Genomic DNA, 16,839 nt, shown 5'->3' with positions numbered 1-16,839 from the left:
CGCCGCGTCCGCCGTCAGCCCGTCAGCCCGTCTGCCGTCAGCCCGTCTGCCGGGCCGCCGCCCGCCCCGCGGCGCGCCCGGAGAAGAGGCAGCCGCCGAGGAAGGTGCCTTCGAGCGCGTTGTAGCCGTGGACGCCGCCGCCGCCGAAGCCGGCGACCTCGCCCGCCGCGTACAGCCCCTCGACCGGCTGCCCGTCGGCGCCGAGTGCGCGCGAGTCGAGGTCGGTCTGGATGCCGCCGAGGGTCTTGCGGGTCAGGATGTGCAGCTTGACCGCGATCAGCGGGCCGGCCTCGGGGTCGAGGACGCGATGCGGGGTGGCCACCCGGCCGAGCCGGTCGCCGATGTAGCGGCGGGCGTTGCGCATGCCCTGGACCTGGGAGTCCTTGCTGTACGGGTTGGCGATCTGGAGGTCGCGGGCCTCGATCTGCCGGCGCAGTCCGGCCACGTCGAGCAGGGGCTTGTCGGTCAGCGCGTTCATCTTCTCGACGAGCTTTTCGAGGGTGTCGGCGACGACGAAGTCCGCGCCGTGGTCGAGGAAGGCCTGCACCGGCGCCGGGGCGCCCTTGCCGAGCAGCCGCTCGCGCAGCACGGCCTTGCGGTCCTTGGCGGTGATCTCGGGGTTCTGCTCGGAGCCCGACAGCAGGAACTCCTTCTCGACGATCTTCCGCGTGAGGACGAACCAGGAGTGGTCGTGCCCGGCGATGTCCTCGGTGGTGCGCAGGTACTTGAGCGTGCCGAGGGTGTCGTAGGCGGGCAGGCACGGGTCGGGCAGGCGGCGGCCGAGGGCGTCGAACCACAGCGAGGACGGGCCGGCGAGGATGCGGATGCCGTGGCCGGGCCAGATCGGGGCCCAGTTCTGCAGGCCCTCGGTGTAGTGCCACATGCGGTCGCGGTTGACCAGCCGGACACCGGCCTCGGCGCTGATGTCGAGCATGCGGCCGTCGACGTAGGCAGGCACGCCGGTGACCATCTCGGCGGGCGGGGTGCCCAGCCGCTCGGGCCAGTAGCGGCGCACGATCTCGTGGTTGGCGCCGATGCCGCCGCTGGTGACGACCACGGCCTGGGCGGCGAGCTCGAAGTCGCCGATCCGGTCGCGGTTGGAGGCGACGCCGCGCGCGGAGTCGTCGGGGGCGAGGACCGTGCCGCGCACGCCGCGGGCGGCGCCGTCCTCGACGACCAGCTCGTCCACCTGATGGCGGTGGTAGAAGGTCAGCAGCCCGTCCTTGGCCGCCTGCTTGGCGTAGCGGACGAACGGCTCGACGACGCCGGTGCCGGTGCCCCAGGCAACGTGGAAGCGGGGCACGGAGTTGCCGTGTCCGTCGGCACGCAGATCGCCGCGCTCGGCCCAGCCGACGGTCGGCACGAAGGAGATCCCGTGCCCGGCGAGCCAGCTGCGCTTCTCCCCCGCCGCCCACTCGACATAGGCCCGCGCCCAGCGCACGGCCCAGGAGTCCTCGTCCTCGGTCCGGTCGAACTGCGCGCTGCCCTGCCAGTCGCTCCAGGCGAGGTCGAAGGAGTCCTTGACGCCGAGGCGGCGCTGTTCCGGGGAGTCGACGAGGAAGAGCCCGCCGAAGGACCAGAACGCCTGGCCGCCGAGGTTGGCGGCGTTCTCCTGGTCGACCAGGGCGACCCGCCGGCCCCTGCTGGTGAGTTCGTGCGCCGCGACCAGGCCGGCGAGGCCCGCTCCGACGACGATGACGTCCGCGTCCATGGCGACCGTTGCCTTTCTCATTCGGGGTGGGCACTGCCGTCGGTCAGCAGCGCGGTGAGCAGTTGCCTGAGCCAGGCGCGGGCGTTGTCCACGTCCTTGTCCAGCAGGAGTTGGGTGGTGACGCCGTCGTACGCGGCGACCACCGCGTGGGCGGCGGAGTCGGCGCCGCCGAGGACGGCGGGCAGGGCGGTGTGGCCGCGGGTGCGGGCCAGCCGGTCGGCGATCGCACCGCGCAGTCTGGCCCGGTGCTCCAGCAGGGTCTGGGCGACGACCGGGTCACGGGCGGCGTGCACCAGGAAGTCGGTCTTCACCTGGAGCCAGTCGAGGTCGAGGAGCAGCACCTCGGTGACCCGGTCCACGGAGGCCGGTACGTCCAGGTCGGGCCCGTCCCCGGCGAGGGCCTCGGCGACCTGCCGGGCGATGAGGTCGGCGCGTTCCCGGTAGAGCGCGAAGAACAGCTCGTCCAGGGTGGCGAAGTTGGAGTAGAAGGCTCCCCGGCTGTAGCCGGCGGCGTCGCAGACCTCCTCGATGGAGACCCGGCCGAAGCCCTTGGCGGCGAACACCGCGAAGGCGGCGTCGAGCAGCCTGGCCCGCGTGCGGCCCCGGCGTCGGGTGACCCGCGCCTCCCCCATGACGCACCTCCGTTCGATGCAGGAATGTATCGGATACACCGATGTATCGAAAGAGCACGGCGGCCCATGCTGCCGCACATGATCGCGCCGAACATACTTTCGATTAAGGCGTACGCTGGCGGTATGACCGCGCACCACCTCCAGGGCTCCCTCTTCGACCAGACGACCGAGCCGCGCCTCGGCCCCCTGACCGGCATCGGCCGCACCCGCCTCGACGCGGGGGCCTGGATCGACGTCCTGCCCGGCTGGCTCACCGGATCGGACGCGCTGTTCGAACACCTGGCGAGCGAGGTCCCCTGGCGCGCCGAGCGCCGCCAGATGTACGACAACGTCGTCGCCGTACCGCGGCTGCTGGCGTTCTACGACGCGGACGACGAACTCCCGCACCCCGTGCTGGCGGAGGCGCGGCGGGCGCTGTCCGCGCACTACGCCGAGGCGTTGGGCGAGCCCTTCGTCACCGCCGGGCTGTGCCAGTACCGCGACGGCCGGGACAGCGTCGCCTGGCACGGCGACCGGATCGGCCGCGGCGCCCGGGAGGACACGATGGTCGCGATCCTCTCGGTGGGCTCGCCGCGCGATCTGCTGCTGCGCCCGGTCGGCGGCGGCGAGACGGTACGGCGCCCGCTCGGGCACGGCGACCTGATCGTGATGGGCGGCTCCTGCCAGCGGACCTGGGAGCACTGCATCCCCAAGTCGTCCCGGGCCGCCGGACCGCGGATCAGCGTCCAGTTCCGCCCTCGCGGAGTGCGGTGAAGCGGAGTCCCCGCTACCCGTATCCATACCCCTGAGGGGTATGTACGTTGGTGTCATGACGAACCCATCGGAACCTGTGCCCGCGGCCGTGACCCGGCCCGTGGTCCTGCGGCACTGGCCCGCCCTGGCGGGCGTCGCGGCGACCGCGCTGCTCGGCTTCGGCCTGGAGGACGGCGTGGACCTGGCGCCCGCGCTCGCGGCCTCCGCCTTCGTCTACTTCGGCGCCGCCGCGCTGCGCAGGGCGTCCACGTCCTGGCCGCTGTTCTTCGCGGCCTGCGCCGTGATCTTCGCGACGGAACTGCTGGGCGGCGGCGACGTCGACCCGACGTGGGTGCTGCTCGCGCTCGCCGCCCCGCTGCTGGCGTACTCCCTGCGGCCCGGCGCCCTGCACGCGCCCGGCGGACTGCCCCTGCAGATCGCCGCGATGGCCGTCTTCGGCGGCGCGGCCGCCCTCGCGCTGGGCCTGGGCGGCGACGCGGCCGCGTACCTGGTGGCCGGCGGACTGCTCGGCCACGCGTTCTGGGACGCCCGGCACCACCGGATCGACCAGGTCGTGGTCCGCCCGTACGCCGAGTTCTGCCTCGTGCTCGACGTCCTCGTCGCCGCGGTCATCGTGATCGTGACGCTCAACGGCTGAACCCCGCCCTCCGCCTCCGGTCGATGATCTGCTTTGCTGTCCCCCATGCAGGCAGCAGACGTACAGCAAGTGGCCGACGGCACCTACCTGGTGCACGGCAGCAACACCAACTGGGTGATCCTCACTGACGGGGACGCCGTCACACTGATCGACACCGGCTACCCGGGAGACCGTCAGCGGGTCCTGGACTCCCTGGCCGCCGTGGGCAGTTCGCCCGAGGCGGTCACCGCCGTGCTGATCACCCACGCGCACAACGACCACCTGGGCTCCGCCGAGTACCTGCGCTCGACGTACGGCACCCCGGTCTATCTGCACGAGGCCGAAGTGCCGCACGCCCGCCGGGAGTTCCTCCAGCAGGTGACCATCGGCGAGGTCCTCAAGAACGTCTGGCGGCCCGGCATCCTGCCCTGGACGGTGCACGCGCTGCGCTCCGGCGGCACCGAGCAGCACCCGGTCACCGCACCAGAGGCGTTCCCGGCCGCCGTCGGCCCGCTCGACCTGCCCGGCCGGCCCGTGCCGGTGCACACCCCCGGCCACACCGACGGCCACGCGGTCTTCCACCTCCCCGAGGCGGGGATCGTCATCTCCGGGGACGCCCTGGTGAGCGGGCACCCGACCTCGCGTATGCAGGGTCCGCAGCTGCTGCCGGACATGTTCCACCACGAGCGCGCGCGTGCCGTGGCGTCGCTGGACCTGATCGAGGGGCTGGACGCCGACCTGCTGCTGCCCGGACACGGCCCGGTGCACCAGGGCTCCGTGAAGGAGGCAGCGCGGCAGGCCCGCGAACGCGCCGTCTAAGACCGACCGGCACATGGGGCGCGACGCCGCCCCCATGTGCCGGTCGGTCTAAGGTCTAGCCATGGCTTTGCAGATCAGCGCCACCAACCCGGAGCACCCGGCAGTCCTGCTGGGGCTGCCCTGGCACCTCCCCCTGGAGGAGTGGCCCGAGGAGGTCCTCGTCCCGTTGCCGCGGGGCATCTCCCGCCACGTGGTGCGCTATGCGCAGGCCGGCGACGAGGTGATCGCCGTCAAGGAGCTCGCCGAGCGGCCGGCGCTGCGCGAGTACGAGCTGCTGCGCGACCTGGACCGGCTCGGCATCCCGGCCGTCGACCCGCTGGCCGTGCTCACCGGCCGGGCCGACGCGGCCGGTGAGCCGCTGGAGTCGGTGCTGGTCACCCGGCACCTGGGCGGTTCGATGCCGTACCGGTCGATGTTCGAGACGACGATGCGGCCGGCGACCATGCACCGGCTGATGGACGCCCTCGCCGTGCTGCTGGTGCGGCTGCATCTGGCCGGGTTCGCGTGGGGCGACTGCTCGCTGTCCAACACGCTGTTCCGGCGGGACGCGGGCGCCTACGCCGCCTACCTCGTCGACGCCGAGACCGGCGATCTGCACCCGCGGCTGAGCCCGGGCCAGCGCGAGTACGACCTCGACCTCGCCCGCGTCAACATCAGCGGCGAGCTGCTCGACCTGGAGGCGTCCGGGGCGCTGCACCCGTCGGTGGACGCGATCGAGTTCGGCACCGAGATCTGCGCCCGCTACGGGGCGCTGTGGGACGAGCTGACCCACACCTCGGTGTACCCGGCGGGCAAGTACCACTACATCGAGCGCCGGATCCGCCGGCTCAACGAGCTCGGCTTCGACGTCGCCGAGATGCAGATCCAGCACTCCTCCACCGGCGACTCGGTCACCTTCGTGCCGAAGGTCGTCGACGCCGGCCACCACCAGCGCCAGCTGCTGCGGCTGACCGGCCTGGACACCGAGGAGAACCAGGCCCGGCGGCTGCTCAACGACCTGGAGAGCTGGATGGCCACCCAGGACGACTACGCCCCGGGCGACCCGCTCGCGGCCCGCCCGGAGGTGCTGGCGCACCGCTGGGTGCGCGACGTCTTCCGGCCCACCGTGCGCGCGGTGCCCCTGGAGCTGCGCGGCTCCATGGACGCGGCGGAGATCTACCACGAGCTGCTGGAGCACCGCTGGTACCTGTCGGAACGCGCGCAGCACGACATCGGGCTCGACACGGCGGTCGAGGCGTACATCGAGAACATCCTGCCCAGGGCGCGGGAGACGCTGGAGCCGACCGTTCCCGAGTGAGCCGGCCGGCCCCGGCGGTGCGTCAGTCGTGGGGCACGACGGCGACGGGGCAGTCCGCGTGGTGCAGGACGCCGTGCGCCACGGAGCCGATCCGCGCGCCCACCGCCGTGCGCCGGGCCCGCCGGCCGACCACCATCAGCTGCGCCCGCCCGGCGACCGACAGCAGCACCTGTCCCGCGCTGCCCATCTCCACGTGCTCCACCACGGGCACGTCCGGGAACCGCTCCCGCCAGGGCCGGAGCGCCTCGGCCAGCGCCTTCTTCTCGTACGGCTCCAGGCCGCCGGCCTCGTCGAGGAGCTTCATCGAGCCGGGGCTGTAGGCGAACACCGGCGGCAGCGTCCAGGCCCGCACGGCGCGCACGCTCGCGCCGCGGGCGGCCGCCGTCTCGAAGGCGAGGCGCAGGACGGGGGCGCTGTCGTCCGCCTCGCCCTGCTGGCCGACGACGATCTCGTGCCCGGCCACCTCGGCGGACGGCTGGTCGCCGGCCCGGACCAGCACGACCGGGCGGGCGGCCTCGGCGATCACCTGCTGGCCGACCGAGCCGAGCAGGAATCCGACGACCGCCGCGTGCCCGCGCGAGCCGAGCACCAGCAGCTCCGCGTCCGCCGCGGCGGCCACCAGCGTCTCGACCGGGCCGCCCTCGCGGACCTCGGTGGTGACGGTCAGCCCCGGGTGCCGCCCGGTGATCGTGGCGACCGACTGCTCGGCCGCCTCGCGCACCCAGCGCTCCTGGGCGTCCCGGTCCGCCACCTCGGCGGCCGCGTTCGGCTGGAACCGCCAGGCGTGCACCACCCGCAGTTCCAGATCGCGCCGGACGGCCTCGCGGGCCGCCCAGGAGAGCGCCGCGAGGCTCTCGTCCGTCCCGTCGACCCCTGCCGTGATCGGGCTCGTCATGCCGTCGCCTCCCTGCGTAAAGATCATCCGTCGCAGGCCAGTCTTCACTACGCTGGAGCACATGAGCCTGGAATGGGAACAGACGATCGTCGACGCGGCCGATCCCTTGGCGCTGGGCCGCTGGTGGGCCGCGGCCCTCGGCTGGGTCGTGGTCAACGGCGCCGCCGACGAGTACGAGATAAGGCCCTCCCAGGACCGGCTCCCCGGCCTCCTCTTCGTCCCGGTCCCGGAGGCCAAGTCGGTCAAGAACCGGCTCCACCTGGACTTCCGCCCCGACGACCGGGATGCCGAAGTGGCCCGGCTGCTGGCCCTGGGCGCGCGCCGCGCGGACGTCGGCCAGGGCGAGCAGTCCTGGGTGACGCTGCTCGACCCCGAGGGGAACGAGTTCTGCGTGCTGGCGTCCCGGCAGCGCCCCTGACCGGTCCGCGCCCGGCACTGTTCCAGGAGTGCACGATCTGCCGCCGGGTACGGCTGTCCCGGGCGAACCGCAGGCATCGAACATACGATGGGCGAAGTCGGCGCGGAGCTTCGCCGCGCGCCGTGATTCGCGTACCGATCGCTCTCGGGGTGGGAGACGTATGGCACAGGCCGCCGACACCGCGCGGACCGTCATCCTGACCGTGGACGACGACCCGGGGGTGTCCCGGGCCGTCGCCCGTGATCTGCGGCGCCGCTACGGCGCCTCGTACCGGATCGTGCGCGCCGAGTCCGGGGAGTCCGCGCTGGAGGCGCTGCGCGAGCTGAAGCTGCGCGGCGACCTGGTGGCCGTCATCCTGGCCGACTACCGGATGCCGCAGATGAACGGCATCGAGTTCCTCGAACAGGCCCTGGACGTGTATCCGGGCGCCCGGCGCGTCCTGCTGACCGCGTACGCGGACACGAGCGCGGCGATCGACGCGATCAACGTCGTCGACCTCGACCACTATCTGCTGAAGCCGTGGGACCCGCCGGAGGAGAAGCTCTACCCGGTCCTGGACGACCTGCTGGAGGCCTGGCGGTGCAGCGACCACCGGCCGGTGCCCGCCACGAAGGTGGTCGGCCACCGCTGGTCGGCGCGTTCCTCGGACGTGCGGGAGTTCCTGGCCCGCAACCAGGTGCCCTACCGCTGGTACTCCGCCGACGAGCCCGAGGGGCAGCGGCTGCTGGCCGCCGCCGAAGTCGACGGACAGCGGCTGCCGCTGGTGATCACCGCGGAGGGCGCCGCCCTGGTCGAGCCGGACGCGCTCGAACTGGCCGCGCACGTCGGGCTGGCGACGACGCCGACGGCCGAGTTCTACGACCTCGTGGTGATCGGCGGCGGTCCGGCCGGGCTCGGCGCGGCCGTGTACGGGGCCTCCGAGGGGCTGCGGACCGTGCTCGTGGAGCGGTCCGCGACCGGCGGACAGGCCGGGCAGAGCTCGCGGATCGAGAACTACCTGGGCTTCCCCGACGGCGTGTCCGGCGGCCAGCTCACCGAGCGCGCGCGGCGGCAGGCCGCCAAGTTCGGCGCGGAGATCCTCACCGCGCGCGAGGTGACCGGGCTCGAGGTCAACGGGTCCGCGCGGGTCGTCCGCTTCTCGGACGGCTCGGCGGTGGCCGCGCACAGCGTGATCCTCGCGACGGGCGTGTCCTACCGCCAGTTGGCGGCGCCCGGCTGCGACGACCTCACCGGCCGCGGGGTGTTCTACGGCTCGGCGCTCACCGAGGCGGCCTCCTGCCAGGGGCACGACGTGTACATCGTCGGCGGCGCCAACTCGGCCGGACAGGCGGCGATGTACCTGGCGAAGGGCGCCAAGTCCGTCACGCTGCTGGTGCGCGGCGAGTCCCTGGCGGCGTCGATGTCCTACTACCTGGTCCAGCAGATCGAAGAGGCGCCCAACATCTCGGTGCGCCCCGGCACGGTCGTCGAGGCCGCGCACGGGGAGGGGCACCTGGAGCAGCTGACGCTGCGGGACCTGGCGAGCGGGGAGACCGAACTCGTCGACGCGCAGTGGCTGTTCGTGTTCATCGGCGCGGCCCCGCTGACCGACTGGCTGGACGACACGGTGCTGCGCGACCGGCGCGGGTTCATCCTCGCCGGTCCCGACCTCACCCCGGACGGCCGGCCGCCCGCGAGCTGGGAGCTGGACCGGCCGCCCTACCACCTGGAGACCAACATTCCCGGCGTGTTCGTGGCCGGGGACGCGCGCGCCGAGTCCGCCAAGCGCGTCGCGTCCGCCGTCGGAGAGGGAGCCATGGCCGTGATGCTCGTCCACCGGTATCTGGAGCAGTCATGAGCGGGCAGCCGATGCCGTGCAACCCGGGCGAGATCAGCTCGCTCTTCCTGTTCGAGAAGCTCTCCCCCGAACAGCTCGGACGGCTGTGCGGCGAGGGCCGGGTGGAGCGGTTCGAACCCGGTCCGGTGTACACCGAGGGCGATCCGGCGACCTGCTTCTACGTGATGATCGAGGGCACCGTCGTGCTCTACCGCCGGGTCGGCGCGGACGACGTCGAGGTCAGCCGGACCTCCCAGCGGGGGGTCTACGCCGGGGCCATGCAGGCGTACCTGGGCGACCAGGTGCCGCAGGTCTACAACAACACGATGCGGGTGACCGAACCGACCCGGTTCTTCATGCTGCCCGCGCAGTCGTTCTCGGACATCATGCGGGAGTGGTTCCCGATGGCGTCCCACCTGCTGGAGGGGCTGTTCTTCGGCTCGAAGAACACCCAGCGCGCCATCGGCCAGCGCGAACGGCTGCTGGCCCTGGGCTCGTTGTCGGCGGGTCTCACGCACGAGCTGAACAACCCGGCCGCGGCGGCGGTGCGGGCCACGGCCACCCTGCGGGAGCGGGTGGCGAAGATGCGGCACAAGCTCTCCTTGATCGCCTCCGGCGGCTATGACCCGGAGGCCCTGACCCGGCTGATCGAGATCCAGGAGCGCACGGCCGAACGCGTCGCGAAGGCACCGGCGTTGAGCCCGCTGGAGGCCTCCGACCGGGAGGACGCACTGACCGACTGGCTGGACGACCACGACATCACCGAGGGGTGGCGGATCGCACCGACCTTCGTGCAGGCCGGACTCGACGTGGACTGGCTGGAGCAGGTCGCGGCGGCCGTGCCCGAGGACACCCTCCCCGGCGCGGTCGGCTGGCTCAACTACACCGTCGAGACCGAGCTGTTGATGGACGAGATCGACGACTCCACCAACCGCATCTCGCACCTCGTCGACGCCGCCAAGCAGTACTCGCAGCTCGACCGCGCCCCCTACCGGGTGGTCGACGTGCACGAACTCCTCGACAGCACCCTGCTGATGCTGTCCGGCAAGATCGGCAAGCGCATCGAGGTCGTCAAGGACTACGACCGGACCCTCCCGCCGGTCCCCGCCTACCCGGCCGAGCTCAACCAGGTGTGGACGAACCTCGTCGACAACGCCGTCTTCGCCGTCGACAGCACGGGCGGGGAAGGCACGTTGACCGTGCGCACATCGCGCGAGGGCGACCGGCTGCTGGTGGAGTTCCGCGACACCGGACCGGGCATCCCGCCGGAGATCCGCAGCCGTATCTTCGACCCGTTCTTCACCACCAAGCCGGTGGGCGAGGGCACCGGTCTCGGTCTGGACATCTCCTGGCGGATCGTCGTCAACAAGCACCACGGCAGCCTGCACGTGGAGTCCGCGCCGGGCGACACCCGCTTCCAGGTGCTGCTGCCGCTGACCGCCCCCGACCCCGACAGCGACCAGGACCCCGAGCCCGCCGAGGAGCCCGTATGACCGACACCGACGCCATCCGTCCGGACGTCCCGCCGAGCGGCACCGGCTGCGCCGACTGCGACGCCGTGGGCGGCTGGTGGTTCCATCTGCGGCGCTGCACGACCTGCGGCCACGTCGGCTGCTGCGACTCCTCGCCCGCGCAGCACGCCACCGCGCACTACAAGGCGACCGGGCATCCCCTGGTGCGCACCTTCGAGCCGGACGAGGAGTGGTTCTGGGACTACTCCGGCAACGAGCTGTACGAGTCCGGCCCGGAGCTGGCCCCTCCGGTGAGCCACCCCGAGGACCAGCCCGTGCCGGGACCGGCGGGCCGGGTGCCGGAGGACTGGGCCCAGTCGCTGCACCGCTGAGACCGCTGAGACCGCGGGGGCCGATGCGGCCCTTGCAGGGCTCCGTTCCTGGTCGTGGGCCGTGTTGTCGGTGCCACGTGCCAGGATGGAGCCGTGTCGCAAACCGTGTTCGCCACCCCGTTCGCCAGCCCGTTCATCGGCCGGGAAGAAGAGCTCGCCCGGCTCTCCCGCGTGCTGGAGCGCGCCCAGGCCGGTGAGGCACGCGCAGTGCTGGTGGCCGGGGACGCCGGAGTGGGCAAGACCCGCATGCTCGACGAGATCGCGGCACGGGCCTCGCACTCGGGCATGACCGTGGTCACCGGGCACTGCGTGGACCTCGGCGACGTGGGCCTGCCCTATCTGCCGTTCACGGAGATCCTGGGCGTGCTCGCCGCCGACGAGCGGTTCGCCGCCGCCCTCGCCGCGCATCCGGTGGTCGACCGGCTGCTGGGCGCGGGCACGGACGCGTCGCGCGGGGACGTGGGCGGGCGGCTGAGGCTGTTCGAGGGCCTGGCCGCGCTGCTCGCCGATCTGTCGGAGGTCACACCGCTGCTGCTCGTCCTGGAGGACCTGCACTGGGCCGACCAGTCCTCCCGGGACCTGCTGCGCTTCCTCCTCAGCCGGGGCTTCCTGCAGCGGCCGGCCGGTCACGGCTCCGGTCACCGGCTGGCGGTGCTGGCCTCCTACCGCGCGGACGACCTGCACCGCCGGCACCCGCTGCGGCCCCTGCTGGCCGAGTTGGTGCGGCTGTCGGCCGTGGACCGGCTGGAGCTGCGCCCGCTGGCCGACGCCGAGGTGGCCCGGCTGATCCGCGCCCTGGAGGACCGTCCGCTGCCGGAGGCCACGGTGGCCCGGATCGTGGAACGCGCGGAGGGCAACGCCTTCTACGCGGAGGAACTCCTCGCGGCCACCGACGCCGAGGCCGGCGGCATGCCCAGCGGGCTGGCCGACCTCCTGCTCATCCGCGTCGAGCAACTCCCCGACACGGCCCAGCAGGTGCTGCGCACCGCCGCCGTCGCCGGCCGGCGCGTGGAGCACGACCTGCTGCGGGACGCGGTGGGACTCCCGGAGGACGAGCTGGAGTCGGCCCTGCGGGAGGCAGTGGGCCGGCAGCTGCTGGTCGCGGGCGACGACGGCGCGTACGCCTTCCGGCACGCCCTGGCGCGCGAGGCGGTCTACGCCGATCTGCTCCCCGGCGAGCGAGCGCGGCTGCACGGCGCGTTCGCCCGTCTGCTGGCCGACCGGGGGCATCGCGCCGAGACCGCGGCGGAGCGCGCCCACCACTACCGCGAGAGCCATGAGCTCGGCGAGGCCCTGACCGCCTCGCTGGAGGCCGCCGGCCATGCCCAGCGCGTCGGGGCGCCCGCCGAGGAGCTGCACCATCTGGAAGCCGTCCTCGACCTCTGGGAGTCGGTGCCCGCCGCCGCGCTGCCGTCGGGCGAGGGGAGCGACCGGGTCGCGCTGATGCTGCGCGCCTCGGCGGCGGCTGCGCACGCCGGGGAGGCGCACCGCGCGGTCTCGTTGACCCGGGCCGCGCTCGCCGGCGTCGGCCGGGACACCGACTCCGAACTCGCCGCACGCGTGCGGTACACGCTCGCCGGCACCCTGATGAACGTGGACAGCCTGACGGCCGCGTTCGCCTACAGCAGCGAGGCGCTGGCGATGATCCCGGCCGAACCGCCGTCGCCGACCTGGGTGTGGGCCGCCGCCACCCACGTCCTGGCGGCGCGTCACATCGGCGACAACGAGACCGCTCTGCGGGTCGCCCACCGGGCGTTGGCCGTCGCCGAGCAGCTCGATCTGACGGACGCGCGCGCCGACCTCCTGGTCTCGCTGGCCAACCTGGAGGGCGAGGGCCGCCGCTCCCCCGAGGCCCGCGCGCGCCTGGAGGAAGCACGTGAGCTGGCCCGGCGCGCGGGCAACACCCCGGTGGAGATGCGGGCCCTGTTCACCCTCGCCATCGGCGCCTACGAGGCCGGCGAACTGGCGGAGTGTCTGCCCTGGCTCGCCGAGGGCCTGGAGCGCGCCCGCCGCGCGGGGCTGCTGTCCTCGCCGTATCCGCTGGAGATGCGTTACCTGCAACTGCTGGTGCTGTACACGCTGGGCCGCTGGGACGAATGCCTGCGGACGGCGAAGACCGATCTGGCGGTGCTGCCGTCGTCGGGCGGGTTCGCGATGGGCCCCGCCCTGTACGTGGCTCTCGCGCGCGGCGAGCAGGACGTCGTCGAGCGGGCCAGGGCCCTGTTGGAGGGGCGCTTCGACTGGATGGCGGCGCTCGTCGCGGACATCGTCCTGACCGACGCGGCCGCGCTGAGCGGTGACGCCGAGGCGGCGGTGGCCCAGTTGCGGTCCTCGATCGAGTCCCTGATCGACGACGCGGGATCGCGTCCGGACGTCACGGTCAGGCTGACCGCGCTCGCCCTCGCCGCGGTGGCCGACGCGGCGGCCGCGGCACGGCTCACCGGTGACGAGCCGGCGGCCCGGCGCTGGTCGGCCGTCGCGAGCGAACTCCTGGAACCGGCCCGGGCGGTGGCCCGGCACGGCCAGACCGGCGTGCCGCAGGGCCCGGAGGGGCGCGCCTGGCTGGCTCGCGCGCAGGCCGAGTGGGCGTGGGCCACGACGGGTCCGGACCCGGCGGCCTGGGAGCGGGCGGTGGCCGCGTTCGGCTTCGGCGACGTGTACGAGCTCGCCCGGTGCCGACTGCGCTACGCGCAGGCCCTGTTGGCGGCCGACCGGCGCGAGGAGGCGGCCGCCGAGGCCCGCGCCGCCCGGGACACGGCCGTACGGCTGGGCGCCACGCCGCTCCTGGAGCGGGCGGACGCGTTGATCCGGCGCGGGCGGCTCGCGCCGCACCCGTCGTCCATCGCCGGGGACCGCTCGGTCACGCTGACGGCCCGGGAGCAGGACGTGCTGCGGCTGCTCGCGCTCGGCCGCAGCAACCGGCAGATCGGCGAGGAGCTGTTCATCAGCGGCAAGACGGCGAGCGTCCACGTCTCCAACATCCTCGCCAAACTCGGCGCGGCAAGCCGCACGGAGGCCGCGGCGATAGCCCACCGAGAGCGACTCCTCTGACTCTGACGGGCCGTCGTCGTCGCCGGGCGCCTCCGGGAGCGGCGCTCCCGGCCCGCTCGCCGGGCGGCTCCGGACGGCGAGCGGGCGGTCCGCGGTCAGGCGGGCCCGTGCCGACGATCAGGCCGCTCGCCCGGGCTCCGGGAACCCTCGGGGCGGGCGGCCCGTTGTCCGGGCAGGGCCGCGGCGGGGCCCGTGCCACGACAGCAGGGCGGTCGGATGAGCGAGTTGGTACCCGGGGGCAACCTGCCCCTTCCCGGCGGCGCCCTGGCCGTCCGGGTGCCCGGTCCCTTCGACGTCAGCGCGCTCGTCACCGACGACGGCGGCCGCGTCCGGGGCGACGCCGACTTCGTGTTCTACAACCAGCCGACGGCGCCGGGGGCCCGGCTCCAGGGCGACACGCTCACGCTGGAACCCGGCAGGCTGCGGGCCGGCGCCACCCGTGTCACGGTGGTCGTCAGCGCCGCCGAGCCGGGCACGCCCCTGGCCCGCCTGCCCGTTCCCACGCTCCACGTCAACGACCCGCAAGGCCGCGTACTGGCCCGGTTCACACCGCCGCCCTCGCAGCAGGAGACGGTCCTGCTGCTCGCGGAGCTCTACCGGCGGGGCGGCGGCTGGAAGCTGCGGGCGCTCGGCCAGGGGTACGCGGACGGACTGGCGGGCCTGGCCCGGGACTTCGGGGTGGACGTCCTGGCGGAGGACACGGCGGCCACGGCAACCGGCCGGGCCCCTGCCGGCCAACGGCGCGACGGTCACGCGCGGGCCGCCGGCCGACCACAGCCACAGCCACAGCCACAGCCACAGCCACAGCCCATGGTCCCCGCGCCGCCCGGCGCCGCCGCCGGTGGCCCGCCGCGCAGCGCCTCGCTCGCCCGCCCGGTTGGCCTGCCCGCGCGTCCCGCCTCGCCGCCGCCGGGGTCCGACCCCGGCGGCGTCCTCGCCCTCCTCAACCCCGTTCGGGCCGCGGCCGGTTCGTCGGCCGTCTCGCTGGACGCGCGGCTCGCCGCGGCCGCCTCGGGGCACGCCGCCGCCATGGCCGCCGCCGGGCGGCTGGGCGTCGAGGGCCGGGACGGCGTCTCGCTCCACCAGCGGATCACAGCCGCCGGATACCGGTATCTCGCCGTGGGCGAGCACCTGGTCTCCGGTCCGCGCACGCCCGCCGAGTTCGTCGACTACTGCCTGCGCACCCACCGGACCCGCCGTACCCTGCTCGAACCGGCGTTCACCCACACCGCGCTGGCGCATGTCACCGACCGCGGCGGCACCACCTACTGGACCGCCGTGTGGGCGAGCCCGCTCACGCCGGACGGACTGGCCCGGACGGCCGCCGAGGTCGTCGAGCTCACCAACCGCGAGCGGGCCCGCGCCCGGCTGCGCCCGCTCGCCGTCGACCGGCTGCTCACCGCCGCCGCCCAGGCGCACAGCACGGACATGGCGGTGCGCCCCTTCTACTCCCACACCTCGCCCGAGGGGAGCCAGCCGTGGGACCGGGCCGCCGCCGCGGGCAGCACCCGGCGGACCATCGGCGAGAACATCGCCTGCGGCCAGCGCTCCGCCGCCGAGGTGGTGGACGGCTGGATGAACAGCCCGGGCCACCGCGCCAACATCCTCAAGCCCGCCTTCACCCACATAGGCGTCGGCTTCGCGGGCGGCGGCCCGTCGGGCACGTACTGGACCCAGCTCTTCGGCGCCTGAGACGCCCCGGCCACGACCTGCCGCAAACTGGCGGCGACCCGCCCCGACCTGCCGCGATACTGACGGAGCAACCGGACAGAAGGGTGACTGCCTTGATCGGCATCACGGACATCGAAGCCGCCGCCGAGCGGATCGCCGGACATGTGGTCCGTACCCCGACCGTGCCCAGCCCGGGCCTGACCGCGCTGCTCGGTGTCCCGGTGACCACCAAGCTGGAACTCCTCCAGCGCACCGGTTCGTTCAAGGCGCGCGGGGCGACGGCGAAGCTGCTGTCGTTGAGCGAGGCCGAGCGCGCGGCCGGGGTCGCGGCGGTGAGCGGCGGCAACCACGGGATCGCGCTCGCGGTCATGGCGGCGGCGCTGGAGGTGAAGGCCACGGTCGTGATGCCGCGTTCGGCGCCCGCCCGGGCCGTGGAGATCGCGCAGGCGGCCGGCGCCTCGGTGCGGCTCACCGACACCATGGACGGCGCGTTCGCGCTGGTGGACCGGTTGCGGGACGAGGGCCTCACGCTGGTGCACCCCTTCGACGATCCGACGGTCGTCGCCGGTCAGGGCACGGTCGGCCTGGAGCTGGCCGCCGACGCCGACCCCGACGCGCTGACGGACGTACTGGTCAGCGTCGGGGGCGGCGGACTGATCTCCGGCGTCGCCGCGGCCCTGCGTGCCCGCCGCCCGGACCTGCGGATCTGGGGCGTGGAGACCGAGGGCGCACAGGCCATGTCGGAGGCGTTGGCGGCGGGCGGGCCGGTCCAGGTGGCCCTGTCGTCGATCGTCTCCACCCTCAGCGCGCCCAGCGCCTCGCAGTTGACGTACGACCATGTCCGCGCCCTGGTCACCGAGGTGCTGGTGGTTCCCGACCGGGAGGCGGTGCGGGGTTCCCTGGACCTGGCCGAGCACGCCAAACTGTGGACCGAACCGGCGGCCGGCTGTCTCCTGCCCGCGGCCCGCGAGGTCGTGGCACGGGTGGGCGACGGCGCGCGGCTGGGACTGGTGGTCTGCGGGGGCAACGCGACGCTCGCGGACATGACGGCTTGGGCGGATCGGTTCGGGCTGCGCTGACGCGACTCGGCCGCGTTAGGGAAATCCGCCGGAAGGGCCTCCGAGCAGGAATGGCCCGTCGCCGAGAAGGTCGTTTTCGAGATCCTCAATGAGCCCCGACCGAACCTCTTACCGCTGGTTACACCGCAGGAGGGGCCCCGTTCACGTCCCCGACAAGCCCCGTCAATTCCCTTTTCTCGTACATACACTCGCCGAAACCGACACACCAAACCGACGGCGCTTTGAATGAAAGACAGAA

Annotated in this window: 14 protein-coding genes; 11 read left to right on the top strand and 3 right to left on the bottom strand. The window is 73.7% G+C overall.

The genetic code is table 11. The features are described from left to right. Nucleotides 1–37: 37 nt before the first annotated feature. Together ACWCPF_RS37010 and ACWCPF_RS37005 are read right to left on the bottom strand one after the other, a co-directional pair. The gene (locus ACWCPF_RS37010; protein WP_451049534.1) at nucleotides 38–1,711 is read right to left on the bottom strand and encodes an FAD-binding dehydrogenase; all 1,674 of its coding nucleotides are present in this window, start codon (nucleotides 1,709–1,711) and stop codon (nucleotides 38–40) included. Nucleotides 1,712–1,728: 17 nt separating this feature from the next. Then, nucleotides 1,729–2,343: a TetR/AcrR family transcriptional regulator gene (locus ACWCPF_RS37005; protein ID WP_451049513.1), complete on the bottom strand. Its 615-nt coding sequence runs from the start codon at nucleotides 2,341–2,343 to the stop codon at nucleotides 1,729–1,731. Between the two features lie 123 nt (nucleotides 2,344–2,466). On the opposite strand from ACWCPF_RS37005, the gene ACWCPF_RS37000 reads away from it, so the two are divergent. From ACWCPF_RS37000 to ACWCPF_RS36985, 4 genes are all read left to right on the top strand, one after another. Then, the gene (locus ACWCPF_RS37000; RefSeq protein WP_451049512.1) at nucleotides 2,467–3,096 is read left to right on the top strand and encodes an alpha-ketoglutarate-dependent dioxygenase AlkB; all 630 of its coding nucleotides are present in this window, start codon (nucleotides 2,467–2,469) and stop codon (nucleotides 3,094–3,096) included. Between the two features lie 55 nt (nucleotides 3,097–3,151). Next, complete coding sequence (locus tag ACWCPF_RS36995; protein ID WP_451049511.1) at nucleotides 3,152–3,733, top strand: hypothetical protein; 582 nt, start codon at nucleotides 3,152–3,154, stop codon at nucleotides 3,731–3,733. Nucleotides 3,734–3,778: 45 nt separating this feature from the next. Next, nucleotides 3,779–4,531 (top strand): MBL fold metallo-hydrolase, encoded by a 753-nt coding sequence (locus ACWCPF_RS36990; protein ID WP_451049510.1) that lies wholly within the window; start codon nucleotides 3,779–3,781, stop codon nucleotides 4,529–4,531. Nucleotides 4,532–4,592: 61 nt separating this feature from the next. Beyond that, a complete protein-coding gene (locus ACWCPF_RS36985) occupies nucleotides 4,593–5,828 on the top strand; it encodes a DUF4032 domain-containing protein (RefSeq protein WP_451049509.1) in 1,236 nt (411 codons plus the stop codon). A 22-nt stretch (nucleotides 5,829–5,850) separates the two neighbouring features. On the opposite strand, the gene ACWCPF_RS36980 is transcribed toward ACWCPF_RS36985, so the two are convergent. Further along, nucleotides 5,851–6,723 (bottom strand): universal stress protein, encoded by an 873-nt coding sequence (locus ACWCPF_RS36980; RefSeq protein ID WP_451049508.1) that lies wholly within the window; start codon nucleotides 6,721–6,723, stop codon nucleotides 5,851–5,853. Nucleotides 6,724–6,784: 61 nt separating this feature from the next. Between ACWCPF_RS36980 and ACWCPF_RS36975 the strand changes: the two genes are divergently transcribed. From ACWCPF_RS36975 to ACWCPF_RS36945, 7 genes are all read left to right on the top strand, one after another. After that, on the top strand, nucleotides 6,785–7,141 hold the full coding sequence (locus tag ACWCPF_RS36975; RefSeq protein ID WP_451049507.1) for a VOC family protein: 357 nt from the start codon (nucleotides 6,785–6,787) through the stop codon (nucleotides 7,139–7,141). Between the two features lie 160 nt (nucleotides 7,142–7,301). Then, the gene (locus ACWCPF_RS36970; protein WP_451049506.1) at nucleotides 7,302–8,978 is read left to right on the top strand and encodes an FAD-dependent oxidoreductase; all 1,677 of its coding nucleotides are present in this window, start codon (nucleotides 7,302–7,304) and stop codon (nucleotides 8,976–8,978) included. Then, nucleotides 8,975–10,450, top strand: a complete 1,476-nt coding sequence (locus ACWCPF_RS36965; RefSeq protein WP_451049505.1) for an ATP-binding protein — start codon at nucleotides 8,975–8,977, stop codon at nucleotides 10,448–10,450. The genes ACWCPF_RS36970 and ACWCPF_RS36965 overlap by 4 nt, the downstream gene beginning before the upstream one ends. Then, nucleotides 10,447–10,800 carry a UBP-type zinc finger domain-containing protein gene (locus ACWCPF_RS36960; protein ID WP_451049504.1) on the top strand — a complete coding sequence of 118 codons (354 nt, stop codon included), beginning with the start codon at nucleotides 10,447–10,449 and terminating at the stop codon, nucleotides 10,798–10,800. Before ACWCPF_RS36965 ends, ACWCPF_RS36960 begins: the two co-directional genes overlap by 4 nt. A 93-nt stretch (nucleotides 10,801–10,893) precedes the next feature. Next, a complete protein-coding gene (locus ACWCPF_RS36955) occupies nucleotides 10,894–13,851 on the top strand; it encodes an ATP-binding protein (RefSeq protein WP_451049503.1) in 2,958 nt (985 codons plus the stop codon). A gap of 216 nt (nucleotides 13,852–14,067) precedes the next feature. Then, complete coding sequence (locus ACWCPF_RS36950; RefSeq protein ID WP_451049502.1) at nucleotides 14,068–15,543, top strand: CAP domain-containing protein; 1,476 nt, start codon at nucleotides 14,068–14,070, stop codon at nucleotides 15,541–15,543. A gap of 92 nt (nucleotides 15,544–15,635) precedes the next feature. Next, on the top strand, nucleotides 15,636–16,601 hold the full coding sequence (locus ACWCPF_RS36945; protein WP_451049501.1) for a threonine/serine dehydratase: 966 nt from the start codon (nucleotides 15,636–15,638) through the stop codon (nucleotides 16,599–16,601). The last annotated feature ends 238 nt before the right edge of the window (nucleotides 16,602–16,839 follow it).

Source organism: Streptomyces sp. NPDC001858 (assembly GCF_053594615.1).
The sequence above is the reverse complement of the archived record's forward strand: the minus strand, read 5'-3'. Positions and strand labels throughout refer to the sequence as shown.